The 24,447-nt window shown below is 70.4% G+C and carries 21 protein-coding genes; 10 read left to right on the top strand and 11 right to left on the bottom strand.

From position 1 onward, the window contains the following. Positions 1-2 precede the first annotated feature (2 nt). Positions 3-2,417 (bottom strand): BTAD domain-containing putative transcriptional regulator, encoded by a 2,415-nt coding sequence (locus tag ASG95_RS05220; RefSeq protein ID WP_057376788.1) that lies wholly within the window; start codon positions 2,415-2,417, stop codon positions 3-5. Between the two features lie 109 nt (positions 2,418-2,526). Between ASG95_RS05220 and ASG95_RS05215 the strand changes: the two genes are divergently transcribed. Continuing rightward, positions 2,527-2,916 carry a putative quinol monooxygenase gene (locus ASG95_RS05215; protein ID WP_057376787.1) on the top strand — a complete coding sequence of 130 codons (390 nt, stop codon included), beginning with the start codon at positions 2,527-2,529 and terminating at the stop codon, positions 2,914-2,916. Positions 2,917-3,032: 116 nt separating this feature from the next. Here the strand turns inward: ASG95_RS05215 and ASG95_RS20705 are convergent, their stop codons facing one another. Beyond that, positions 3,033-3,977: a DUF2510 domain-containing protein gene (locus ASG95_RS20705; protein WP_082593064.1), complete on the bottom strand. Its 945-nt coding sequence runs from the start codon at positions 3,975-3,977 to the stop codon at positions 3,033-3,035. A gap of 196 nt (positions 3,978-4,173) precedes the next feature. Then, on the bottom strand, positions 4,174-5,514 hold the full coding sequence (locus ASG95_RS05210; protein WP_057376786.1) for a 6-phospho-beta-glucosidase: 1,341 nt from the start codon (positions 5,512-5,514) through the stop codon (positions 4,174-4,176). Between the two features lie 181 nt (positions 5,515-5,695). Between ASG95_RS05210 and ASG95_RS05205 the strand changes: the two genes are divergently transcribed. Continuing rightward, positions 5,696-6,808 (top strand): carbohydrate kinase family protein, encoded by a 1,113-nt coding sequence (locus tag ASG95_RS05205; protein ID WP_057376785.1) that lies wholly within the window; start codon positions 5,696-5,698, stop codon positions 6,806-6,808. Between the two features lie 62 nt (positions 6,809-6,870). Here the strand turns inward: ASG95_RS05205 and ASG95_RS05200 are convergent, their stop codons facing one another. Then, positions 6,871-7,320, bottom strand: a complete 450-nt coding sequence (locus ASG95_RS05200) for a hypothetical protein (RefSeq protein ID WP_057376784.1) — start codon at positions 7,318-7,320, stop codon at positions 6,871-6,873. Between the two features lie 140 nt (positions 7,321-7,460). On the opposite strand from ASG95_RS05200, the gene ASG95_RS05195 reads away from it, so the two are divergent. Continuing rightward, a complete protein-coding gene (locus tag ASG95_RS05195) occupies positions 7,461-8,060 on the top strand; it encodes a YdeI family protein (protein WP_235543412.1) in 600 nt (199 codons plus the stop codon). A gap of 185 nt (positions 8,061-8,245) precedes the next feature. Beyond that, positions 8,246-9,418 carry a CaiB/BaiF CoA-transferase family protein gene (locus tag ASG95_RS05190; protein ID WP_057376783.1) on the top strand — a complete coding sequence of 391 codons (1,173 nt, stop codon included), beginning with the start codon at positions 8,246-8,248 and terminating at the stop codon, positions 9,416-9,418. 4 nt (positions 9,419-9,422) lie between these two features. On the opposite strand, the gene ASG95_RS05185 is transcribed toward ASG95_RS05190, so the two are convergent. Next, positions 9,423-10,289: an AraC family transcriptional regulator gene (locus tag ASG95_RS05185; RefSeq protein WP_162259367.1), complete on the bottom strand. Its 867-nt coding sequence runs from the start codon at positions 10,287-10,289 to the stop codon at positions 9,423-9,425. 121 nt (positions 10,290-10,410) lie between these two features. Here ASG95_RS05185 and ASG95_RS05180 point away from each other — a divergent pair, with 121 nt between their 5' ends. Beyond that, complete coding sequence (locus tag ASG95_RS05180) at positions 10,411-11,265, top strand: phytanoyl-CoA dioxygenase family protein (RefSeq protein WP_057376781.1); 855 nt, start codon at positions 10,411-10,413, stop codon at positions 11,263-11,265. Between the two features lie 78 nt (positions 11,266-11,343). On the opposite strand, the gene ASG95_RS05175 is transcribed toward ASG95_RS05180, so the two are convergent. Both ASG95_RS05175 and ASG95_RS05170 read right to left on the bottom strand, forming a co-directional pair. Next, positions 11,344-12,648: an acyl-CoA desaturase gene (locus ASG95_RS05175; protein WP_082592344.1), complete on the bottom strand. Its 1,305-nt coding sequence runs from the start codon at positions 12,646-12,648 to the stop codon at positions 11,344-11,346. Between the two features lie 9 nt (positions 12,649-12,657). Beyond that, positions 12,658-13,767 carry a ferredoxin reductase gene (locus ASG95_RS05170; protein ID WP_082592343.1) on the bottom strand — a complete coding sequence of 370 codons (1,110 nt, stop codon included), beginning with the start codon at positions 13,765-13,767 and terminating at the stop codon, positions 12,658-12,660. Positions 13,768-13,851: 84 nt separating this feature from the next. Between ASG95_RS05170 and ASG95_RS05165 the strand changes: the two genes are divergently transcribed. From ASG95_RS05165 to ASG95_RS05155, 3 genes are all read left to right on the top strand, one after another. Then, complete coding sequence (locus ASG95_RS05165; RefSeq protein WP_082592342.1) at positions 13,852-15,141, top strand: CdaR family transcriptional regulator; 1,290 nt, start codon at positions 13,852-13,854, stop codon at positions 15,139-15,141. A 139-nt stretch (positions 15,142-15,280) separates the two neighbouring features. Continuing rightward, positions 15,281-16,318 carry a carbamate kinase gene (locus ASG95_RS05160; RefSeq protein WP_082592341.1) on the top strand — a complete coding sequence of 346 codons (1,038 nt, stop codon included), beginning with the start codon at positions 15,281-15,283 and terminating at the stop codon, positions 16,316-16,318. 5 nt (positions 16,319-16,323) lie between these two features. Then, entirely contained in the window at positions 16,324-17,466 is a 1,143-nt protein-coding gene (locus tag ASG95_RS05155; protein ID WP_057378736.1) for a ring-opening amidohydrolase, read from the top strand. A 110-nt stretch (positions 17,467-17,576) separates the two neighbouring features. On the opposite strand, the gene purH is transcribed toward ASG95_RS05155, so the two are convergent. Genes purH through ASG95_RS05140 form a run of 3 tightly spaced genes read right to left on the bottom strand, consistent with a single transcriptional unit; the run spans position 17,577 to position 21,111 of the window. Continuing rightward, on the bottom strand, positions 17,577-19,220 hold the full coding sequence (purH, locus tag ASG95_RS05150) for a bifunctional phosphoribosylaminoimidazolecarboxamide formyltransferase/IMP cyclohydrolase (protein ID WP_057376780.1): 1,644 nt from the start codon (positions 19,218-19,220) through the stop codon (positions 17,577-17,579). Beyond that, a complete protein-coding gene (purN, locus tag ASG95_RS05145) occupies positions 19,217-19,828 on the bottom strand; it encodes a phosphoribosylglycinamide formyltransferase (protein WP_235543404.1) in 612 nt (203 codons plus the stop codon). Before purN ends, purH begins: the two co-directional genes overlap by 4 nt. 47 nt (positions 19,829-19,875) lie before the next feature. Continuing rightward, on the bottom strand, positions 19,876-21,111 hold the full coding sequence (locus ASG95_RS05140) for a DUF6350 family protein (protein WP_157581740.1): 1,236 nt from the start codon (positions 21,109-21,111) through the stop codon (positions 19,876-19,878). A gap of 168 nt (positions 21,112-21,279) precedes the next feature. Between ASG95_RS05140 and ASG95_RS05135 the strand changes: the two genes are divergently transcribed. Continuing rightward, a complete protein-coding gene (locus ASG95_RS05135) occupies positions 21,280-21,780 on the top strand; it encodes a SigE family RNA polymerase sigma factor (RefSeq protein WP_235543402.1) in 501 nt (166 codons plus the stop codon). Beyond that, positions 21,773-23,473: a hypothetical protein gene (locus tag ASG95_RS05130; protein ID WP_057376777.1), complete on the top strand. Its 1,701-nt coding sequence runs from the start codon at positions 21,773-21,775 to the stop codon at positions 23,471-23,473. The genes ASG95_RS05135 and ASG95_RS05130 overlap by 8 nt, the downstream gene beginning before the upstream one ends. A 71-nt stretch (positions 23,474-23,544) precedes the next feature. Here ASG95_RS05130 and sucD read toward each other — a convergent pair whose 3' ends face one another. Next, entirely contained in the window at positions 23,545-24,435 is an 891-nt protein-coding gene (gene sucD / locus ASG95_RS05125; RefSeq protein ID WP_057376776.1) for a succinate--CoA ligase subunit alpha, read from the bottom strand. Positions 24,436-24,447 lie beyond the last annotated feature (12 nt).

Raw genomic sequence — 24,447 nt, 5'->3', positions numbered from 1 at the left:
AGCTACTTCGAGGGACCTGTCAGAGGCGCGGAGTGTCGAGTGGCACGTCCCTCGAAGGCTGCCTGCAGTCGCATCCGGTCCGGCGTTGTGAGGCTTTGGTACGCCGCAATCTGCAGGAGGATGTGGGCGAACCTCAGCCCGTCGCCGGAACCGCCGGCGAGGAAACGCTTCTTCACGAGCGCGTCGAGGTGCGTCACGATGAAGGGGGCGGCCTCGGGTGGGAGTAGGTCGCGTACCGCGTCGAGGTCGACGTCGAGGCCACCTACGGAGGCGCAGCGGAGGACGTCACGTTCGCCGGGGCCGAGCCGGTCCAGGCGCATCGACAGCAGACCGACCAGTGACGCCGGGATCGTGTCGAGCTCGCCATCTTCGCTCGCGGCGAGGAGCTGTTCGGCGTAGAGCGGGTTTCCCTGGGCGAGCTCGACGATCCGGCGCAGAGCGCCGGGGGTAGCCGGGCCGCCCTGCCCGACTACGAGCCGCGCGACGTCGGAGTCTTGCAGCGGTTCGAGCTGGAGCACGTCGGGTCCGGTCGCCGGCGTCTTGTCGTCGGGGCGCATCAGCCCGAGCAGCAGGACGCTCCCCTTCATCGCTTCGACCCTCTCGACGAGGCCGAGAAAGGCGGCGTCGGCCCAATGGAGGTCGTCGAGTACGACAACGAGCGGCGACTGACTGGCCAGTGCCTCGAGGAGGTGCACCGTCGGGGGCGCGAGTTCGTCGGCTGTCGCGAACGGGGCGCGCAGTGCCACTGCGGACGCGACCTCGTCCACGGCACTCGCTCCATCGGCCGCGGTCTCGAGCAGGGCGTGCAGACCGCGCCACCCCAGGGCGCCCGCAGCCTCGACCACGGCCTGGCGCACCGGATGGAAGCCCAGCGCACCGTCGGGTGGCCCGCAGCGGATCGTGATCGCCCGCGCGTCCGCAGCGAGGGACGCCACGACCTCGCGGGCCAGCCGGGACTTGCCGATCCCCGCGTCGCCGACCACGGTGACCCGCACTGGAGCGCCGGAACGCACCGCCCGCCGGAACGCCGCACGCAGCAGGCTTATCTCCTCATCGCGCGCGACCATCGGGACGTCCGAAGTGCGGGCGATCGGTGCGATGCTCGGAGCCAGCTCCAGGACCAGCCAACCACTCGCTTTCTCCACGGGCCTGACGATGACCGACCCGCGCACCACTCGGAGCGTGCCTGGCCCGATCAGTACTTCGCCGCCCGCGGCAGCCAGCGCGAGCCGTCGAGCTGTCGAGATCACCGGCCCAGTGACAACGTCGGGCAGGGCGCCGGCTGGCCCGGCGATGACGATGTCGCCGGTGTCGATCCCGGCTTGCGTCCTGGGTCGAACTCCGTCACCGGCGTCGTACGTGTGCACCTTCAGCCGTACGTCGAGCACCGCCCGCACCGCGCGCAGGGCATCGTCCTCGTGGCTGACCGGGAAGCCGAAGAAGGCGATCAGCTCGTCACCGAGCGACCGCTCGACGCGGGCGCCGTGACTCGTGAGGACTTCGGTGGCGACCTGCACCGCCACGGCTCCGGCGCGGGCCTGCGTCTCCGGGTCCCGGTCCACGTCGGCGAAGGGAGCCACGTCGACGACCGCCACAGTCACCCTGCGACGCTCGCGTGGAAGCCACCTGGGCGTCTCGCCGCGCGGCGGCGCACTCGCTTCGCGTGCCGGAGTCGCGAGTGAGGCGTCCTGCCGGAGGATTGCGGCCTCGAGCGACTGCAGGGATGGGCCGGGTTCGATGCCGAGCTCGTCCCGGAGCAGTTCGCGCGCCGCGGCATACGCGGCCAGGGCCTCGGCCTGGCGGCCGGACCGGTACAGCGCGGTCATCAGCAGGCCGTGCAGCCGTTCGCGGAACGGGTGCGCATCGATGAGCTCGCGCACCCTTGGAATGACCTCGTCCGCGCGCCCCAGCTCTAGCTCGGCGTCGCGGAGGTCCTCACTCGCCTGGATCCGCGCCTCCTCGAGCGCCCGGATCGTGCGCTGCGCAAAGGGTTCGTAGGTGAAGTCGGCGAGTGCCGGACCGCGCCACAGCGCGAGGGCACTCGACAGCACCTTGGATCGCGTCGTCGGATCAGCACCATGCGCCTCGGTCACCAGCCGCCCGAACCGGATCGCGTCGACGGAATCGGGATCCACCGTCAAGCGGTAGCCCCTACCTACTGTCTCGAGGACCTGCTGCCCTGCTCCGCCATCCTTCGGCAGCACCCGGCGGAGCCTGGACACCAGACCATGGACGACCGTGGCGGCGGTGGCCGGCGGCACACCGCTCCAGAGCTCGTCGGTCAACCGCTCCGCGGCGACCGGCTCACCAGCGTGCAATGCGAGGATCGCCAGCAGCGCCCGGCCACGGCCGGAGGGAAGCTCGATCGGCCCGGTTGCGTCGCGGACCTCCATGACCCCCAGGAGGCGGAACTCCATGACGTCCTCCAACGCCGTTAGCGGGCTGTTAGCGACCGGCACCAGTATGGCATTCAGGATTCACGCCAGGGCGGGGCGCAGCCGCCCTCTAGTGGCAGAGGAGAAAGCCATGACCGGACCGTTCATCTACATCGGGACCTACTCGATCAAGCCCGGCCAGCTGGACGTGGCCCGCAAGCGAATCGCGGACCTGGTCGACTTCGTCGAGACGAATGAGCCGCGGATGATCGCTTTCCATTGCTTCCTGGACGAGGAGGGGAGCAAGTTCACTGTGGTCCAGGTACACCCCGACTCCGCTTCGATGGAGTTTCACATGCAGGTCAACGCGAAGCACTTCGCGACATCGTTCGAGTTCCTCGAGACCCAGTTCACGGAGCAGTTCTACGGGAGCATCTCCGACGCCCTCGCCGCGGAGCTGGCGAAGTGGGACGAGCCCGGCGTCGAAGTCACACGGATGCCGGTGCACGAGGGCGGCTTCACACGCTCCAACGTGCGCTAGATGTGATGCCCAGCCACGTTGGTGGTCTCGGACGTACGCAGAGTCTCGCACCCGGCCCGACGCTCATGGGCGGTCCGTTGCCCTGGCAGAACAAGATCACCGGACGGAATTTCGACTCACGCTTCGCAGGCGATCCCGTCGCCGTCGCGGTCGCTGCCTGAGTTCGCCTCGTAAAGCGACCGACTGTAGACAGGCGGGTAGTTGGCGTGGCCGCCACTGCTGCGGTGATCGACCGCACCGGGCAGCGCCACACCGCCCTTGTAGTCGGCGTGCATGTCAGTGCAGTTGTCGTAGGACGTGGCGGCGGGCGGGGGAGGCGGTGCGGATGCGGCTGCCCTGGCCTTCGCCTGCGCTGCAGCTTTTGCCTTAGCCGCAGCCTTCGCCTGGGCTGCAGCTTGGGCCTTTGCCGAGGCTGCGGCTGCCGCCTTCGCTTGCTTTGCTGCGGCATCCCTCGCCGTCTTGGCTGCAGCGTCGGCAGCTGCCGCAGCAGCTGCGTCGGCTGTAGCCTTCGCCGCAGCGTCCGCTGCGGCTTTGTCCGCTGCAGCCGCGGCCTCTGCGGCAGCGGAATCCGATGCTGTCGTTTCAGCCGCGTCTTCTCGGGTGGGTGCGGCGCCGCGGCTCGTCAGGGCCAAACCAGTGGATGAGGGGGCGGCCGGGGGCGCGGCCACTGCACCGATGGTGAGTAACGCCAGGGCCACACCGATCACGACCCCACCCGCCGCGCGGTTGCGCAATCGGGCCCAACCAACGCGGCCGCGAGCCAAGGCGATCAGCCCAAGCACGAGGGCGAATAGCCCCGCCAAAATTGCGGCGCCGCTAAACCCCGAACTGAGGGCGCCGATCAGAGCCGTGAGGGCCAAACCTCCCCAGCCGAATGCCGCGGCCTTGCCGAAGCGGCTTCGAGGCGCCGCCACCTGCGTGGGCTTCGATGATGACCCGCTGACTGGTTGGGTCAGCACACCCGGCGCTACGTGCTCAGTCCAGGACACGCCATTCCAGTACCTCTGCTGGCCATCAGCCTGCGGGTACCAGCCGGCAGGAGTGTTCGTGGTGCCCGTCATCTCGTCCCTGCATCCCCTTGGTTGAGCGCAATCTATCCGTGTACCACCTTGAATACGCGGGTTTGTCGGAATCGTGGTGGGTCCGCAGCGGTGATCCGGCTCTCGATCGCGACAGTCCAGCCCGGCGCCTTGCCCATTGCGGACTCACTCTGATGTCCACTGAGCCCTGAGCCTCTCCCCGGCCGGGCTGCCTCGGCTAGTCGTCGAACAGGGCACCAATCTCGGGCGACCTGCGACGGTAGCCATCGAGCAGGGCGCGGGCCGTGCTGACCGAGTCGACCAGAGGGTGCAGGGCGAAGGCCTTGAGCGCCGCGCTTTCGGACCGGGTGGTCACGGCTTCGATGACGAGCCGCTCGACTGCCTTGACCTGCTGCATCAGACCAAGCATGTGTTCCTCAGCCGCTGGCACGTGGCGGGCGTGGGGGCCGGCGCGGTCCACGGTGCACGGGATCTCGACCACGGCGTCCTCGGGCAGTCCCGGGACCGCTCCAGCATTGCGGACGTTGAGGATCAGGTCGGCTACCTCGCCGCTCGCGATGGCCGCCATGACAGCCAGGGCCACGCCCTCGTACCCCCCGCCGGCCATGTCGGCGTCGTCGCGTGACTCGTCCTCCGCCCGCGCCTCCTTCATGTAGGTCGAGTCCCGCTCGGCGCGCACCCGCTGCCATACCTGCAAGGCAGTCCCTGGGTTGGCAGTCACGGCGGCGTAGAAGCCACCCTGCTGGTCGTGGAGGAACTCACCCCGGGTCTGGTCGGCCGTCGTGATGGCGGCCACCGCCTCCCGCGTGAAGTAGTAGTAATAGAGGTACTCGTTGGGGACCGCCCCAAGCGCGCGCAGCCACTGCGCACCGAACAGCCGACCCTCCTCGGTGTTCGCCAGCAGGTCGGGCGAGGACAGCAGGCGCGGCAGGTGATCGGTGCCGTCGTGGTGCAGAGCGCGCAGCCACCCGAGGTGGTTGAGGCCGACGTAGTCAATCGTGGTGCTTTCCTGCGGGAGCCCCAGAGCGTCAATGGCTCTGCGCGCCAATGCGATCGGGGAGTCACAGATGCCGAGGACATGATCGCCGAGCACGCCCTGCATCGCCTCGGTGACAATGCCGGCGGGATTGGTGAAGTTGATGAACCACGCGTCGGGCGCCAATTCGGAGGCCCGCTGGGCGATGTGCAGAGCGACTGGCACCGTGCGCAGGGCATATGCCAGTCCACCCGGACCGGTGGTCTCCTGTCCCAGCACGCCGAGGTCGAGGGCGACGCGCTCGTCGACAATCCGGCCCTGCAGGCCACCAACGCGGATCGCCGAGAACACGAAGTCGGCCCCCCGCAGGGCTTCGTCGAGGTCAGTGGTCTCGGCCACCGACGGCGAGCCGTCGACTCCCTGGGCCATCTGCCGCACGATCTGTCCGATCGCGGCCAGACGTGTGACATCGAGGTCGAACAGGACGACCTGGTCGACGCGGTGCAGCGAGGCGTCGCGCAACAGCGCGCCGAAGACCAGCGGCACGCGAAAGCCCCCGCCGCCGAGAATCGCCAGCTTCACTGCCGCACCACCTCCACTCTTTGCTGGGCAGGCTACCCACCTCCGTCGCGAGCAGTACCCCAGGCTCGTCATGAGGGTGGTTGCACCGTGGGGCCAGGTCGCGTCACCATGGCCCGGACTCGCCAAAGACCGGGCTTCCCCGGTTCCCTGGCCGGGTCCCGGGGGTGAGAGGAGGACAACCATGGGCGCCCACGTCTTCGACCCCCTCGCCGGGCTGCGAGCGCCGGGGGACCCGGAGGTCGACGTCTTCCTGCAGGGCACCGTGTTCCTCGACATCATCTTCACGGGACTGGCGAGCATGCCCAAGAACGGCACGGAGGTGTGGGCCGAGGGTATGGGGTCCTCACCGGGCGGCATCGCCAACCTTGCCGTTGCCGCCTCGCGGCTAGGGATGCAGACCGCCCTGGGCGCGGCGTTCGGTGACGACGATTACGGCGAGTTCTGCTGGCGCACCCTTGAGGAGCAGGAGGGCATCGACCTGTCCCGCTCGCGTCGCTACTCCTCGTGGCACTCGCCCGTCACCGTCTCCATCGCGGTCGGTCGGGACCGTCGCATGGTCACCCACGGCCATGCGGCCCCGGAGAACGCCAGCGCCATGATCGGCACCCCGCCCAGGGCTCGGGCTGTGCTGCTCGACCTCAAGGCCGACCAGCCGCTCGGTGCCGGCCACGCCGGTCGCGAGTGGGCCGACCAGGCGCGCAAGGACGGCGCGCTGATCTTTGCCGACGTCGGGTGGGATCACACCGGCAAATGGCCGACCCACGTCGTAGACCAGCTCGAGCACTGCCACGCCTTCATGCCCAACGCCGTCGAAGCGATGTCCTACACCCGCACCGACACCGCGCAGGACGCCCTCTTCGCCCTGGCCGACCGGGTACCGCTGGCAGTCGTGACCAACGGCAACGACGGCGCGCTCGCGATCGACGGCTCGACGGGCGAGGAGGCCGCGGCGCCAGCTCTGCGCGTCAAGGCGATCGACCCGACGGGTGCCGGGGACGTCTTCGACGCCGCGATTACGCTCGGCACGCTCGCCGGCTGGCCGCTGGCCCATCGCCTCAACTTCGCCAGCCTCTGCTCCGCGCTCGCGGTCCAGGAGTTCGGGGGCTCGCTCGCGGCACCCGGGTGGGGAGACATCGCCGACTGGTGGCACCGCCTCCGCGACAGCGACGACCGCAGCGCGGCCGCGGCGTCCATGCGTCGTCGCTTCACCTTCCTCGAGGCGCTGGTACCCGTCGGGCCTTCCAACGCGGTCCGTCGCGCCGCCGCCACCATTGCCAAGCAGTCGGATGTCTGACGCACCAAAGGACGCAGGACACGATCTGCGGCGTCAGATGGTGGTCGTCGAGACGTCCGATCTCAGGCGGCGGGCTGACAGATGCTCTCGAAGCTCTCGAACTGCCAGACACCGTTCACGGAGTGCAGCCTCAGCTCCACGAAGCAGGTCTCCCCACTACTCACGCGTGCTTCGCTGAAGAGCCGGAGACTCACCTGCGAGAAGTCCTGACCGTCCTTGCGGAACTCATGGGTCACTGACCGGAACTGGCTGGTGAAGGAATCCGACTCGGACTCTCCCGTGAGGGTCACGCTGCCGTGAGAGATCAGCGTCAACACCACGTTGCCGCCCGGGGTCGCCGCCAGGTTGCCGACAAGGACCACGTCGCTGCAGAACGTGCCCAGACCCTCCTCAACCGCGCAGCCCTGAAGGCGTTGCACGTCAGCCCCTGAGCTGCTGGACGCCGCGGCGGGGCCAGTTGAGCCCAAGGTGACGGCGCCGATCAACGCCGCGGTCGCAATGGCTCCGCGCATGGCAACTCGCCTCGCTCCAGAATCGCTCTCCATGAAGTCAAGCAGCCCCTGGCGCCCGCATACATCGCCAAACGACGTAGGCGTTCTGCTCGGGCCATCTGATCTCGCTAGCGCCGTCGACACACCCCTAGGCTGCTGCCATGTCGATGGTCCACTCCGACGCGGTGTTCTTTGAGGACGGCAAGGCGTTCGAGTCCTGGCTCGACGAAAACGCGTCGACCGCCACGCACGTCTGGATTCGGATGGCCAAGAAGGGCAGCGGCGTCACGTCGATCAATTGGACGACGGCCGTGGACGTGGCGCTCTGCTTCGGCTGGATCGACGGCATCGCCCGGCGGCTCGACGACGAGTGGTACGTGCAGCGGTTCACCCCGCGGCGCGCGAAGAGCGTCTGGTCGAAGATCAACCGCGAGCGCATCGAGCGGCTCACCGCCGAGGAGCGGATGCGCCCCGCTGGCCTGGCCGTGGTGGAAATGGCGAAGGCGGACGGCCGATGGGACGCCGCCTACGACAGCCCGGCCACCGCAGTGGTGCCCGACGACCTTGCCGCCGCGCTGGCTGCGCGCGACCTCACCGACGTCTACGCCGCGCTGGACGGCCGCAACCGCTTCGCCTTCCTGAATCGCATCCAGACCGCGGTGCGCCCGGAGACCCGCACCCGTCGCATCGAGCAGCTCACCGATGCCCTCGCCCAGGGCAAGACCCCGTACCCGGCGCCGACGAAGAAGTCCGGTACCTAGGGCTCTGACACCAAACTGCCGGAACGTGGCCGATGCCCCCCACGGGCGCCTGAAGGTCGTAGCCCTCTTGGGCGGTGTGACGCAGGGTGCGGCGGCTGGTGATCGGCGCAGCGCTTGCGCGGCCAGTATGACCCGCCGCGGGCGGCCTCTCCCGTGAGGCCGCAAAGCCCTGACAGGATGAGGCGGTGAGCGCACCGCTGGAAGACATCGTCGTCATCGACCTGTCGCGGGCCCTGGCCGGGCCACACGCGGCAATGATGTTGGGCGACATGGGCGCTCGCGTCATCAAGGTCGAGTCACCCGGCACCGGGGACGACACCCGCGGGTGGGGGCCGCCGTTCGTCGGACCCGACGACGAACCCATCTCCACCTACTTCCTCGCGGCCAACCGCAACAAGGAGTCGATCACCCTCGACCTCAAGTCCGACGACGGCCGCGACGTCCTGACCAAGCTGGTGCAGCGCGGCGACGTGCTCGTGGAGAACTTCCGCCCGGGAGTCCTCGACCGGCTGGGCTTCTCGGCCGAGCGGCTGCACGAGCTCAACCCACGGCTGGTCCTGCTGAGCATCAGCGGCTTCGGCCACGACGGGCCACAGGGCGGACGGGCCGGCTACGACCAGATCGCGCAGGGCGAGTCCGGGCTGATGTCGGTGACCGGTCCCGACGCCGACACCCCGCAACGCGTCGGCGTGCCGATCGGTGACCTGCTGGCGGGCATGTACGGCGCGTACGGCGTGGTGACCGCTCTCCACGAGCGCAACACGACCGGCGTCGGCCGCGTGGTGCGCACCAGCCTCCTGGCTGCCCTCGTCGGCGCGCACGCGTTCCAGGGCACCGCCTACACCGTGGCCGGCCACGTCGGCCGCGCCCAGGGCAACCACCACCCGTCGCTGTCCCCGTACGGCCTGTTCCACTGCCAGGACGGCGACATCCAGGTGGCCTGCGGCAGCGAGTCGTTGTGGCGCAAGCTCGCCGAGGCGTTCGGCATCGACCCCGCCACCCCTGGCATGGCCACCAACCGCGAGCGCACCGTCAACCGCGACCAGGTGACCGCCGCCCTCAACGCCGCCTTCACGGCATACCCCCTCGCCGAGCTGCTCCCCCGGCTCGCCGAGCTCGGGATCCCTGCAGGCGAGGTCCGCACCATCGACCGCGTCTACGACTGGGACCAGACGCGGTCGCAGGGCCTGGTGCTCGACGTCGACCACCCCGTCCTCGGCCACATCGAGCTGCCCGGCCCACCGATCCGCTTCGACGACAACCGGTATGCCGGTGGGCGCAGTGAGCACGACGCGCCGCCGACGCTCGACCAGCACGGCGCGAGCATCCGCGCGTGGCTCGACGAGCCGGACGCCTGACGGCTCAGCCCCAGACGAGGCGTTCGAGCCGGCGGATCCCCGGGTGGGCAAGGCACCTGCCGCCGCCCGACAGCCGGTAGCTCCCGGGCGCGACTCCGTGGCTCGCGCCGAACCGGTGCGAGAAGTGGGCGACATCGGCATACCCGCACTCACGAGCGACCACGGCCAGGGTGAGGTCGGTCCGGAGGAGCATCGTCTCGGCGCGCGAACAGCGCAGCTGCTCCAGGGCCCGCGCTGGGCCGACCCCCACCGCGGCCCGAAAGGCGCGGTGGAGCTGCGCCCGGGACACGGCAGCGGCGTCCGCCAGGTCGCCCACGCCGACACGACGCAGGGGAGTGACTCCCCAGACGGTGCGGAGGTGGTCGACCGCGGCGCGGAAGGACGGTGGCCCGGTCAGCTCGGCTCCCGGCGCCGGCAGCGGCAGGTCGAGCAGCACGGTCAGGAGGAAGTCGACGACCTGCGCCGTCGGCGCGGCAGGGTCGGCAGGTCCGGCAGGGTCAGCAGGGTCGGCAGGACCCTGAGCCCCCAGCCACGACAGGTAGTCGCACAGTCCGGGCAGGGGGTCGTGGGCCGTCATCCGGACCCGCACGGGTTCGGTCGGCAGCACCACGTGCGCCGGAGGCGTGAAGTGCACGTAGCCGTGACGCGTCGACCGCAAGGCATCCCATTCGATGGCGTGGGCGTGCCCAGCGGGAAGCAGGACCAGGTCCCCCGGTCGCAGATCGAGGGGCGGCTCGGCCACGAGCCGGGCCGTCCCCGCGATCATCCACACGAGCTCGAAGTCGTCCAGCACGCGCGGGGCCATCCGGGCGCCGGGCGGGAACTCCCCGACTCCGGGCGGCTGCACCTGCCAATCCGCTGTGCGTGACATCTGGACATCATGACGCTCGAAGAACGCATGGCACCAGATCTGGCTGGCCGGGAGAATTCTCGTGCAAACCATGATGAAGGGACAAACCATGCGCGCTGGACACCACGCCTCGCCAACTTCGATGACCACGACCCTGAGCGACGTCCAGACGTATCGGGAGCAGGGCTACCTGATCCTGCGCGACGTCGTGGGCCCAGAGCTCCTCGAGGTCCTGCAGGCCGAGACCACCGCGATCTGCCGTGGCCGCCGCGGCGACGTCGACGGCGTGATGCCGAGCTCCGAGGCCGATGACGACGCGACGGTCCTGCGTCGTCACCTGTGCGTGCACTTCCCCCACAAGGTGTCGTCGGTGATGGCCGACAGTGCGCGTCTGCCCGGAGTGGTCGACCAGCTGACGAGTGTCATCGGACCCAACGTGAAGCTGATGCAGTCGATGCTCTTCATCAAGTCCGAGGGCAGACCAGGTCAGGCGTGGCACCAGGACGAGGCGCACATCCCGACGCGCGACCGCTCGCTGACCGCGGCCTGGATCGCCTTGGACGATGCCACGGTCGAGAACGGCTGCCTCTGGGTCATCCCGGGCTCGCACCGGTCCGGGGTGATCTTCCCGACCCGACCTCAGGACGACGACCGGTTCGACTGCACCGACGAGGCCTACGACTTCGGTTACCGCGAGCAGGACGCGGTGCCCGTCGAGATCCCGGCCGGGTCGGTCCTGCTGTTCGACGGCTACCTGCTCCACCGGTCGCTCCCGAACTCCGGGCGGCACGGCATGCGGCGTGCGCTGGTCAACCACTACATGAGTGCGGAGTCGCTGCTGCCGTGGTTCCCACCTCAGCCGGGCGAGGCGATGGCCTTGCTCGACCATCGCGACATCCTCATGGTCGCCGGACGGGACCCCTACGCTGCCGCCGGCACCACGGACGTGATGCGCCCGCACATCAGACCTGATCGTGAGGGTGGTTGCCTGCGCTGACAATCAGGGCGACGCATCACGAAAGGCCACCCCGTGACCGGGGTGGCCTTTCGTCGTGCTGTGTGTCTGTGGTGGACCTCAGACCGCGCGCAGCGGCTTGCGGTTGCGCAGCTTGCGGCGCACCTGCTTGCCGATCGCCTCTGCCGCGATGCCCAGGCGGTTGCGGCCCGGTTCGGGGTTCGGCAGCGCGAGCGAGATGACCTGGCTCCACGCGGACGCGACCTGCTTGGGCAGCGGCCCGGTCGTGTAGGTCAGGCCGTAGCGCGCACAGATCTCCTGCACCTTCGGCGCGATCTCGCCGTAGCGGTTGCTCGGCAGGTCGGGGAAGAGGTGGTGCTCGATCTGGTGGCTCAGGTTGCCCGACATGATGTGCAGGGCCTTGCTACCCGAGATGTTGGCCGAGCCGAGCATCTGGCGCAGGTACCACTCGCCACGGGTCTCGCCCTCGATGGACGCCCGGGCGAAGGTCTCGACCCCGCTCGGGAAGTGGCCGCACATGATGATCGAGTGCGTCCAGACGTTGCGCACGAAGTTGGCCGTCGCGTTGGCCGCGATGGTGTGGAAGAACGACGGGCCCGAGAGCAGCGGGTGGATGAGGTAGTCCTTGCGGGCCTGGCGACCGACCTTGCGCAGCACCATCTTCCCGTTGCGCTTGAACTCCTCCTTGTCGCCCCGGCCGGCCAGCTGCTTGCCGATCTCGAGGTCGTAGGCAGCGATGCCGTACTGGAAGAAGCACATGTTGACGAAGTTGTAGATCGGCTGCCCGAGGTAGGCGGGCGTCCAGCGCTGGTCCTCGTCGACGCGCATGATGCCGTAGCCGAGGTCGTTGTCCTTGCCGATCACGTTGGTGTACGTGTGGTGCAGCTCGTTGTGGCTGTGCTTCCACAGCGCGGCCGGTGTGGCGCTGTCCCACTCCCACGTCGTCGAGTGGATCTTGGGGTCGCGCATCCAGTCCCACTGGCCGTGGAGGATGTTGTGGCCGACCTCCATGTTGTCGAGGATCTTCGCGACGGAGAGGCCGGCGGTGCCGACGATCCAAGCCGGCGGGAAGATCGAGAAGAGCAGCACGGCACGCGAGGCCAGCTCGATCTTGCGCTGCACGTCGATCACCTTGCGGATGTATGCCGCGTCGCTGGCTCCGCGCGACTCCAGGACTTCCTGGCGCAGCGCGTCGAGCTCCATGGCGAGCGCCTCGACGTCCTCGGCGGTCAGGTGCGCCGTGGGGTCTGCCTTGCCGGAGCGCTTGGGCACGTGGCGACGCTCGGCGATGGCGGTCGAGAGCCGGCTGTTCGTGGAGCGGGGCGACGGGGTGCCGGGAGCCTTGGGGGTCGAGGCGGCCGAACCGTCGATGGTGAGGTCATAGGTCTCTGCAGTGGCAGTCATGAGGTCTCCTTAGAGGTCGATCTCGCAGTGGCCGGCAGCAGCCGACACACACGTCTGGATGCGGATGCCGTCGCCCTCGGCGGCAATGGTCAGGTCGCCGTTGCGCAGGTCGCGCACGGCACCTTCCTTGAGGGGCACGACACAGCCGAAGCAGATGCCCATCCGGCAGCCGGAGGGCATCAGGACACCGGCGGCTTCGCCGGCGTCGAGGATCGGGGTCGAGCCGTCGGCATCGACGGTGATGCGCTGTCCGCCGAAGGTGACGGTGCCACCCTCGCCCTCGGCGATGATGACCGGGCGGAAGCGCTCGGTGTGGAGTCGGTCGGTGATCTCGGCGTCGGCCCAGGCCGCCTCGAAGGCGTCGAGCATGCCGGTGGGTCCGCAGGCCCAGGTCTCGCGGAAGCGCCAGTCGGGCACGAGCTCGTCGAGGGAGTCGGTGCCGACCATGCCCTCGGTGTCGGTGTGCCGCTCGACGAGGCGGATGCGTCCGGCCTCGGCCCACTCGCGCAGCTCGGCCGCGAAGATGACGTCGGCCTCGGTGGGCGCGGAGTGGATGACGACGACGTCCTGCAGCTCGTCGAGGTGGTTGCGCAGCATGCCCATGACGGGCGTGACGCCCGAACCGGCGGTGACGAACAGGGCCCGCGCCGGACGGGGCGTCGGGAGCACGAACTCACCGGTCGCCTGGTCGAGGTGGATCAGGGTGCCGGGCTGCAGGGCCCGCACCACGTGGTTGCTGACCTTGCCGTCCGGGATCGCCTTGACGGTGATCGAGATCAGCCCGTCGGGCGAGTTGAGCGGAGAGGTCAGCGAGTAGGCCCGCCAGTTGCGGACGCCGTCGACGTCCACCCCGATGCGGATGTACTGGCCGGGCACGTGCCCGGCCCACGAGCGGCCCGGCCTGATGTGCACCGTGGCGGCGTCGCGGGTCTCGGGGGTCACCGACACGACCCGGCCACGCAGGTCGGCGCCGACCCGCATCGGCGCGATGAGGTCGAGGTAGTCGTCGGGCAGCACGGGGGTGGCGACTGCTTCGGCGACTCGGCGGAGGACCGTACGCAGGAACGGCAGGGGTCTCGTGGACCCTGACGTCGTGCGAAGTGGGAGAACTGCGGTCATGGTTCCACTATGAGCGATCAGGTAGGCTAATTTCCTGACCTCTCTGAGTGAGTTCTCCCCAGTCCTTTGTTCGCTAGGAACAATATGAGTCCCGATTCGCCCCTGAAAGCCCCTTCAGCCGCCGCAGCAGTCACCGACGCCCCAGCCGCCACCTCCGTCTCCTCCGCCACCGAGCGGGCCGCCGGTCTCACCATGTCGCCCGAGGTGCTGGCCCGCCTCAAGGGTGCCCTACCGGCGGTGGCCAGCCATGCGGTCGAGGCGATCATCGAGGAGGTCCCCAGCTACGCGAGCGCTCGCGACTACCTCGTGGGAAACATCGAGGCCGCGGTGCAGGTCGCCCTCGGCTCGTTCCTGTCGATCGCCGCCCGCTCCGACGACCCGAGCACGCCGCTCGGCCCGGCGCGGGAGGCGTCGTACAACCTCGGTCGGGGCGAGGCCCGCAGCGGTCGCAGCCTGGATGCCCTGCTGTCGGCCTACCGGATCGGCGCGCGCGTCTCGTGGCGGGGCCTGTCCGAGGAGAGCGTCCGCGCCGGCATGAGTGCCGAGCTGCTCGCTCGGTTCGCCGAGCTCGTCTTCGCCTACATCGACGAGCTCTCTGCAGCGAGCGTCGCCGGCCACGCGGACGAGCTCGCGACGGCCGAGCGGGTCCAACAGCGCCAGCTCGAGCGGCTCGCCCTGGAGATGCTGCGCGGGGCCTCGGACGAGCTGGTCACGCGCCGGGCCGAGCGCGCCGGCTGGGACCTGCCCAGGTCGGTGACCGTGCTCCTGGCGCCCGACTCCGAGCTGCACCACATCCGGTCCCTGGTGGATGGGCGGTCGCTGGTCCTCACCGAGGACGTGCCCGGCGTCGACGCCCGCGACGACGTCGCTGCGCTCATCGTCCCCCGGCTGACCCCGACAGCCCGGCGCCGCCTCGTCCAGGCCCTCGACGGCCACGACGTGGTCTTCGGCCCCACCCGCCCCTGGCACGAGGCCGCCACCTCCCACCAGCGCGCCCTGCGGGGGCGGGCGACGCGCACGGGCCGGCGCACGGCATACGACACCGATGCGCACCTGGCCGAGATCGTGCTGAGTGCCGACCCCATCGCGCTCGCCGACCTCCGCGCCCAGGCGCTGGCTCCGCTGGACGACTCCACCCCGGCCAGCCGCGAGCGCCTCGAGGAGACCCTGCGGCTCTGGCTGCTGCACCGCGGGCGCCGCGAGCCGGTCGCTGAGGCGTTGTTCGTCCACCCCCAGACCGTCCGCTACCGCGTCGGCCAGCTGCGCGAGCTCTTCGGCGACGCCCTCGACGACCCGATGCGGGTGGCCGACCTCGTCATCGCGCTCGGGGTCACCCAGGCACCGGTCGCGGAGGCGAGCGAGGCTCCGGCCTGAGAGACTGCTGCCGCAGCAACGCCCACGGTCCGCTCTCGTAGATGTGACAACGCGACCCACGCCATTGGGCAGGTCCTGACAACGTCATGCGGCGCCGGGCATCCCTAGGCTCGCCGCACGGACGACGAACGGAGGTGGCATGCGGGTCCTGATCGCGCTGGGCGGCAACGCCATGACCGGTCCCGACGGCAGCGCCACCCCGCAGGCCCAGCGGGAGGCCATCGCGCAGGCGATGGAGCACGTCGCCACCGTCGTCGCGGCCGGGCACGAGGTCGTCCTCACTCACGGCAACGGCCCCCAGGTCGGCAACCTGCTCGTCAAGAACGAGCTCGCGGCCCACGTCGTGCCGCCGGTGCCGCTCGACTGGTGCGGCGCGCAGACGCAGGGAACCATCGGGTTCACGATCCTCGACACGCTCGAGCCCGCCCTCGCCGCGCTGGGGGTGGACCGGCGGGTCGCCGCCATCGTCACGCGCACGCTGGTGGCGGCTGACGACCCGGGCTTCGCCAAGCCCACCAAGCCGATCGGGCGGTTCCTCGCCCACGACTTCGCCCTCCCGCTGATCGCACACGGCGAGACGTGGGAGGACCGCGGCCACCAGGGATGGCGCCGCGTCGTCGCCTCCCCCGAGCCCCTCGAGGTGCTCGAGACCCACACTCTCCGCACCCTGCTCGGCGCGGGTTACGTCGTCGTCGCGGCGGGTGGTGGCGGCATACCCGTGGTCCGCGAGGCCGACGGCACGGTGCACGGCGTCGAGGCCGTGATCGACAAGGACCTCACCGCAGCCGTGCTCGCCAGCGCCATCGGCGCGGACGTGCTCATCATCGCCACCGACGTCGAGAACGCCGTCCTCGACTACGGCACCCCCGGCGCGCAACCCGTCGGCCGGGTGCGCCTCGCCGACATGGAGGCGTATGCCGCGGACGGCCAGTTCGCGTCGGGCTCGATGGGCCCGAAGGTCGAGGCTGCCATGCGGTTCGTCCGCCACGGCGGCCGCCGCAGCGTGATCACGGCCCTCGACCGCATCGCCGACGCCTTGCACGGCGACGTCGGCACGGTGATCGGAAACGCTGCAGTCCCCACCGACCCTTCCACGCCAACCGAATTCGACCCTGACCGCGACGTCGTCACGTCCACCGACGACTCGCCACCAGCCGCCAGCCCAACAGAGAGGTGACCGCCATGCCCGAGCCCATCGAGGTCCGCAAGGTCCCGATCCACAGCGTGTCCGACGCGAGCGAGCTGGCCAAGCTCATCGACGACGGCGTGATGGACGCCAGCCGGGTGATCGCCATCATCGGCAAGACCGAGGGCAACGGTGGCGTCAACGACTACACCCGGATCATCGCCGACCGCGCCTTCCGCGAGGTGCTGGTCGCCAAGGGGGCTCCGGCCGACCAGGTGAAGCAGGTGCCGATCGTGTGGTCCGGCGGCACCGACGGGATCATCAGCCCGCACGCCACGATCTTCGCCACCGTGCCAGCCGACCAGGCCGAGCAGTCCGACGACCTCAGGCTGACGGTCGGGTTCGCGATGAGCGAGCCGATCCTGCCCGAGGAGATCGGCTACACCGGGATGATCAGCAAGGTGGCCGACGCCGTGAGGGTCGCCATGGAGCGCGCCGGCATCACCGACCCGGCCGACGTGCACTACGTGCAGACCAAGACCCCACTGCTGACGATCCACACCATCCGGGACGCGGAGTCGCGCGGCAAGTCCGTCTGGACCCACCACACCCACGAGTCGATGGACCTCTCCAACGGCACCACCGGCCTCGGGATCGCCGTCGCCCTCGGCGAGATCGAGATGCCGACCGACGCCGACGTGATGAACAACCGGTCGCTGTTCTCGGCGGTCGCCTCCTGCTCGTCCGGTGTCGAGCTCGACCAGGCGCAGGTCGTGGTGGTCGGCAACACCAAGGGGATCGGCGGTCGCTACCGCATCGGCCACTCGGTCATGCGCGACGCCCTCGACGCCGACGGCGTGTGGTCGGCCATCAAGGACGCCGGGCTCGACCTGCCCGAGCGGCCGCACTCCTCCGACCTGCAGGGCCGGCTGGTCAACGTCTTCCTCAAGTGCGAGGTCAGCCAGACCGGCGAGGTCCGTGGCCGCCGCAACGCGATGCTGGACGACTCCGACGTGCACTGGCACCGGCAGATCAAGTCCGCCGTCGGCGGCGTCACCGCCTCGGTGACCGGCGACCCGGCCGTGTTCGTCTCGGTGTCGGCGGCCCACCAGGGTCCCGACGGCGGAGGCCCGGTCGCGGCCATCGTCGACCTCGGGTCCGGCGAGCCGACCGGTTACCGCGCCCCCACCCCCGACTGAACAGGCTGCACCCCGCACTTCTGGCCACCCATCCCCCACGGACGGCCGATGTGGCGTCCGCTGTGCGACCTCAGTGGCCAGAAGTGGGAGGAAGCCGGTGGGCGCTGGGACTAGTGGGCGAAGTGGCGGGTGCCGGTGAAGTACATCGTGATGCCGGCCGCGTCGGCCGCGGCCACCACCGCTTCGTCGCGCACCGACCCACCCGGCGCGACGACAGCGCGCACCCCGGCGTCGAGCAGCACCTGCAGCCCGTCGGCGAACGGGAAGAACGCGTCGGACGCGGCGACCGCACCGCGAGCCCGGTCGGCGCCGTCGGCGTTCGCCCGGGAGACCGCCAGGTGGCAGGAGTCGACCCGGTTGACCTGGCCCATCCCGATGCCCACCGATCCGCCGTCCTTGGCGAGCAGGATCGCGTTGGACTTCACCGCCCGCACCGCCCGCCAGGCGAACTGCAGGTCGGCGAGGGTCGCCTCGTCCGCAGCCTGGCCGGCGACCAGCCGCCAGCGGGACGCGTCGTCCCCGCCGGGCGTCTCGCCCTCGACCACGGCGTCGATCCGGTCGGGCACCTGGACCAGCAGGCCCCCACTGATCGGCCGCGTCTCGATGGGGTCGCGGTGCGCCGCCAGGTCTGCCGGGAGCTGGAGCAGGCGACGGTTCTTCTTCTCCCGCAACACCTCCAGCGCGTCGGCGTCGAACGACGGGGCGGCGATGACCTCACTGAAGGTCTCGTTCGCGGCGAGCGCCATGGCCTTGGTCACCGGCACGTTGGTGGCGATGATGCCGCCGTAGGCTGACACGGGATCGCAGGCGTGCGCCGCGGCATACGCCTGCTCCACGGTGGTGCCCACGGCGATGCCGCACGGGTTGGCGTGCTTGATGATCGCCACGGTCGGCTGGTCGCCGTGGTCGTACGCGGCGCGCACAGCGGCATCGGTGTCGATGTAGTTGTTGTAGGACATCTCCTTGCCGTGCAGCTGCTCGGCCGAGGCGACGCCGGGGCGCCAGTGCGTGTAGAGCGCGGCGGGCTGGTGCGGGTTCTCGCCGTAGCGCAGCACGTTGGCCCGCTGGAAGGTCGCGCCGGTCCAGGCCGGGAAGCCGGTGCCGTCACTGGTGTCGGTGTAGACGTTGCCCATCCAGTTCGCGACCGCGTTGTCGTAGTCGGCGGTGTGCACGAAGGCCTGAGCGGCCAGCCGCTTGCGCTCGGTCAGCGTGAACCCTCCACCCGCGACCGCCGCGAGCACTGCCGGGTATGCCGCGGTGTCGGTGACGACCGCGACGCTCGGGTGGTTCTTGGCCGCGGCGCGCACCATGGACGGTCCGCCGATGTCGATCTGCTCGATGACCTCGTCGGGCCCGGCGCCGGAGGCCACCGTCTCGCGGAACGGGTACAGGTTCACCACGACGAGCTCGAACGGCTCGACCCCGAGGTCGGCCAGCTGGGCGACATGGTCGGCCTTGCGGGTGTCGGCGAGGATCCCCGCGTGCACTCGCGGGTGCAGTGTCTTGACGCGACCCTCCAGGCACTCGGGGAAGCCGGTGAGGTCCTCGACCTTGGTGACCGGCAGCCCGAGTCCCTCGATCAGGGCGGCCGACCCACCGGTCGACACCAGGGCGACCCCGGCGTCGTGCAGGCCGCGGGCCAGCTCCTCGAGCCCCGTCTTGTCGTAGACCGACACGAGTGCCCTGCGGATCGGCCGACGCCCGGCCTGGTCCCCAGTGTCGGGAGTGGGTGCGGAGGCAGACTGCTCGGTCACGGAATGGTGGCCTTCCCATCGGAAACGGTGATTCCTTCGCGGGCGGCTCGGCCCACGATCTCGACGAGCAGCGGGTGCTCGACAGCTTTGATGCGCTCGTGGAGCGTGTCCTCGGTGTCGTCGGGCTCGACGTCCACGGTGGCCTGGGCCAGGACCGGGCCGGTGTCGATGCCCGCGTCGACGACGTGCACGGTGCAGCCGGTGTGGCGCGCGCCGGCGGCGAGGGCGTCGCGGACGGCATGGGCGCCCGGGAACGCCGGCAGCAGTGCCGGGTGGGTGTTGAGGACGGTCCACCGCCCCAGGACCACGGGACCCAGGAGCTTCATGAACCCCGCGGACACCACGAAGGCGGGCTGGTGGTCGCCGATCCGCTCGGCCAGCGCGGCGTCCCACTCCGCCCGGGTGTCGTAGTCCTCGACCCGGCAGACGAACACCGTGATGCCAGCCGCCCCGGCCCGGTGGAGGCCGGCGATGCCCGCCCGGTCGCCCCCGACGGCGAGGATCCGCACGCCGTAGGCAGGATCCGCGGTGGCGTCGATGAGGGCCTGGAGGTTGGTGCCCGATCCGGAGACGAGCACGACGATCCCGGTCGGCTCAGGGGCAGTCACCCGGGAGACGATACCGAGGTGCCCAGCGACCACAGCACCCGCGTCCGTCAGCGACGCAGCTTCCAGCGGTCCCAGGCCAGCACGAGCGTCGCGCCGAGCCCCAGCTCGACCAGCAGGGCCAGGGTCATTGCCCCCGCCGGGGCGCCGATGTCCTTGAGCCGGGCCATCCCGAGCGAACCCCCGCCGAGCACGTCGAGGAGGCCAATGGCCCCTGCGGCGACCACCACGGCGGTGCCGGCCACGGTCAGCTTGGTGCGCCCGGTCGAGAGCCGGGCCACGGCGCGCAGCGACCGCCAGCCCACGAGGGCCCCGACCGCCACGGGCAGCAGCACGATGAGGGGCAGCAGACCCGGGAACGCCCCGGGCTGCGGCAGGGCGCCGAACGCCGGCACCATCGGCATCAGCGAGGTGCGGCTGCCGGTCCAGGTGGCCGAGGCCCCCTCCACCGCCGAGAAGCCGGTGCCTGCGACGAACGACACCGCCCACAGCGCGAGGTTGGGCAGCACGGCGACCTGCGCGAGGGTCAGCGCCACTCCCCCGACGATGCCGGGTGCCAGCTCGCTCTGCAGGTGGCGCACCTCGCCGAACCGGACCACGAGCAGCACGAGGCAGATCACGCTGCCTGCACCGACCAGGACGGCGGCACCCTCGAGGCCGGGGCGCACCGCCCGACGCACCGGCTCCGGCAGCCAGGTCGGGCGCCGCAGGGCCGGGCCGGCGAGCTCGGGCCGGCCCTTGAGCAGCCGGACCAGGGCCAGCGCGGCCGAGACCACCGGCACCACGAGCACGGGGAGCACGAGGGTCCACACCACCGGGTGGGGACCGGCGAGGAAGGCGACGGCGACCCACAGCAGCGCGCACGCGGCATACCCGAGGGTCCACGCGAGGAGGTCAGCGGCGAGGGGACGGTGCAGCGTGTCGCGGGCGAGGCGGATGGTGCGCGCGTCGGCGGCCTCGCGCGCAGCGCGGGTCGCGGACCACACCCCGATGACCACGCTCAGCGCTAGCGCCAGCAGCGGGACGACCGTGAGGTGGGTCGCGCCGACCGTGAGGTGGGCGCCGCCGGCCAGCAGCCACAGACTGGCGCCGATGCCCAGCGAGCTGGTCCAGGAGACGGTGCTCTCGGAGGCGGCGACCCAGACGAGCAGGGCCGGCAGCACGAACACCATGGCCGACCCGGCCGCGGCCAGGGCCCCTGCCAGCAGTGCTCGCCGGTGCACGGCAGAGCCCGGCCCGTCACCGGTCGACGAGGTCCCCGCCCTCAGCATGTCCATCACAGTCATCGCTGCCCCATCGTCGCCGACGCCCCAGCCCGAGCCGGCGTGCAACGCCGAGGACCGGCGAGAAATGTCCGAACGCGCCGCAACCCAACCTCGCGTGAGCGCGTCTGCTGCGGTGTGATGGCCTTGGTGGATCCGACGGGCGCGAGGGCGCCGATGCAGGGGGTGACGATGGACGCGCAGTCCGCTGAGGCGGAGTTCGACGCGTTCTACCGCGACACCTCCCGGCGCGTCGTCCACCTGGTCTACGCGTTCACCGGCGACCTCACCGTCGCGCAGGACTCCACCCAGGAGGCCTACGCGAGGGCCTGGCAGCAGTGGTCTAGCGTGCGCACCCACGACGATCCCCTCGCGTGGGTCCGCACGGTGGCCCGACGGGTCGCGATCTCGGGCTGGCGCAGGAAGACCAGCCAGGACCGCGCCCACGAACGGCACGGGGCCCGCGACACGACGGGTCCACCGACGGAGGACCGGGTGGCGGTGGTGGCAGCCTTGCGCACCTTGCCCGAACCGGTCCGCGAGGCCGTGACCATGCACTACATCGGCGACCTGAGCATCGACCAGATCGCCCACGAGACCAACACCCCGGCAGGCACCGTCAAGGCGCGCCTGCACCGGGGCCGGGCGCAGCTCGCCCAGGCCCTGCAGCACCAGGAGAACCCCCATGGCTGAGCACGACGACTGGACCGCGGCGGAGGACGCCCGCCTTCGGGCTGCCCTGTCGTCGCTGCGCGCCGACGTCGAGGCCACTCCCCTGCCCGACGTCCGCTTCGTCAAGGCAAGGGGTATGGCGCGTCGTCGCCGTCGGTTTCTCGCGGTAGGGGCGGCTGCGGCTGCGGCCGTCGTCGTGGCCGGCACCGTCGGCTATGCGCAGCTCGCGGGTGACCCCGTGCTCAAGCCCGTGCCGGCCGACCGCAGCGGCACCACGACCGCCGCGCCTTCGCCGACCACGACGTCGTCGCTCGACCAGGCCGGTGCGCTGCCCCTGCTCCAGGAGTGGAAGAAGGCCCTCGACCTCAAGGGCGACGCGCGGATGACGACCCAGGACCCGAAGTCGAGCGACTACCGGTCCTTCGAGTGCCTCGCCACCGTGCCGTCCGGCCAGCAGCTCCGCCAGGAGATCACCCTCGACGCCGGGGGGTTCCAGGGCGGCCAGACCCAGTTCGCCGTCTCGTCCGGTCAGGATCCCGTGACGGTGGCGGAGGGACTGACCAACGACATCTCGCAGTGCCAACAGGGACCCGACTTCCACGTGAACCGGCTCGACGAGACCGACGCCGGGTCGCTGTACTCCTACACCGCGGGCGATGCGGGATCAGGGTGGTTCGCCGTGGTCACCGGTGCGTCCGACGTCACGCTCATCCAGGTCACCGACCCCACCCCTGGGAAGTCGCAGTACAGCCTCGCCCAGGTGACTGCCCTCGCTGAGATCGCGAAGGAGCGGCTGGCCCGCTACGGCACCACCGTCACCCCGGCACCCAGCACGTCGGGCCCCCAAGCCATCGACGAGAAGATGGTGGTCTCCGGGCCCGATCCGGTGCCGTCGTCGAACCTCTTCGTCGCCGCGTCGCAGTGGGCCTCGGACGCCCTGACGGGTGGGGCGAAGACGACTGCCGGTCCGGGCGCCCTCGAGGGGTCGACGGCGGTCGCCAGCTGTGAGACCGACGACCAGCAGGCCGGCATCGGTGGCCAGGTCGGAGTCGTCTCGATCCGCACCGGCTCAGGAACCGCGAGCTACATCGGGCGGCAGCGGGTGCAGCTCGACGACGCCACGGACGCCACGCTCCAGAAGGCCTACGTCAGCGCCCGGATTGCCGAGGCCAAGGCGCTGTACGCCAAGGGCTGCGACGGCGCCAACTACACGGTGCAGTCGACGCCCGGCCCGACGGACGGGACGTTCCGCCTCGACACGGTCTTCACCGACGGGTCGGCCACCCTCTCCGAGTGGGTCGGGGTCACCAGCCAGCGGACCCCCGGCGCAGTCAGCACGGTGGTCATCACGGCGGCGGCGAACCCCGACCAGGGCTTCGCCGAGCTCGATCGCCTGCTCGCCCTGGCCCGCCAGAAGTCAGCGCCGGCCGCGACCACCACGAAGTCAGCCTCGCCGCCCAAGACGGTCACCTGCGCCCCGATCAACTTCACGCCGGCCAGTGAGGACCGGGCATCCGACATCGTCGCGAGCGGAGTCACTTGCGCCGTGGCCGACCCACTCGTCCGGGCCAACTACAAGAACTACGGCGCAGGCACCTGGGGTGTCGACGGCTGGACCTGCACTGCCAAGAAGGTCCAGATGCAGTCGGGGTTCACCTATCGCACGTTCTCCTGCACCAAGGGCTCGTCCACGGTGACCTGGCGCAAGTCCTGACTTCCGCGGACCACGTGAGGCCGCCACCCACCAGGGTGACGGCCTCGTTGTGAAAGGTGTTGCGGCAGAAGCTACTTCTGCAGGTCCTTCATGATCTCGCGCATCAGGTCGGCGGTCGCGGACGGCGTCTTGCCGACCTTGACGCCGGCGGCCTCGAGGGCCTCCTGCTTGGCAGCGGCAGTCCCCGCGGAGCCGGAGACGATGGCGCCGGCGTGGCCCATGGTCTTGCCCTCGGGCGCGGTGAAGCCGGCGACGTAGCCGACGACCGGCTTGGTCACGTGGTCCTTGATGTAGGCGGCGGCGCGCTCCTCGGCGTCGCCACCGATCTCACCGATCATCACGATCGCGTCGGTGTCGGGGTCCTTCTCGAACGCCTCGAGGCAGTCGATGTGGGTGGTGCCGATGATCGGGTCGCCACCGATGCCGACGGCGGAGGAGAAGCCGAAGTCCCGCAGCTCGTACATCATCTGGTAGGTCAGCGTGCCCGACTTGGAGACCAGGCCGATCCGACCGGCGCCGGCGATGTTCGCGGGGATGATGCCGGCGTTGGACTTCCCGGGGCTGATCAGGCCGGGACAGTTCGGTCCGACGATGCGGGTCGCCTTGCCCTTGCTGTAGTTGAAGAACTCAGCGGAGTCCTTGACCGCGATGCCCTCGGTGATGACGACCGCGAGCGCGATCTGCGCGTCGATCGCCTCGACCACGGCGGACTTCGCGAAGGCCGGCGGCACGAAGATGACCGACACGTTTGCACCGGTCGCCTCGATGGCCTCGGCCACCGTGCCGTAGACCGGCACGGAGACGCCGCCCTCGAAGTCGACCGTCGTGCCCGCCTTGCGCGGGTTGACGCCACCGACGATGGCGGTGCCGGACGCGAGCATGCGCTGGGTGTGCTTCATGCCCTCGGAGCCGGTCATGCCCTGGACGATGACCTTGGAGTTCTCGTCGAGAAAAATAGCCATTGGTATGCCGTT

The sequence above is a fragment of the Phycicoccus sp. Soil803 genome, from assembly GCF_001429685.1.
GTDB lineage: Bacteria > Actinomycetota > Actinomycetes > Actinomycetales > Dermatophilaceae > Pedococcus.
This window is presented reverse-complemented; position numbering and strand designations above follow the sequence as displayed.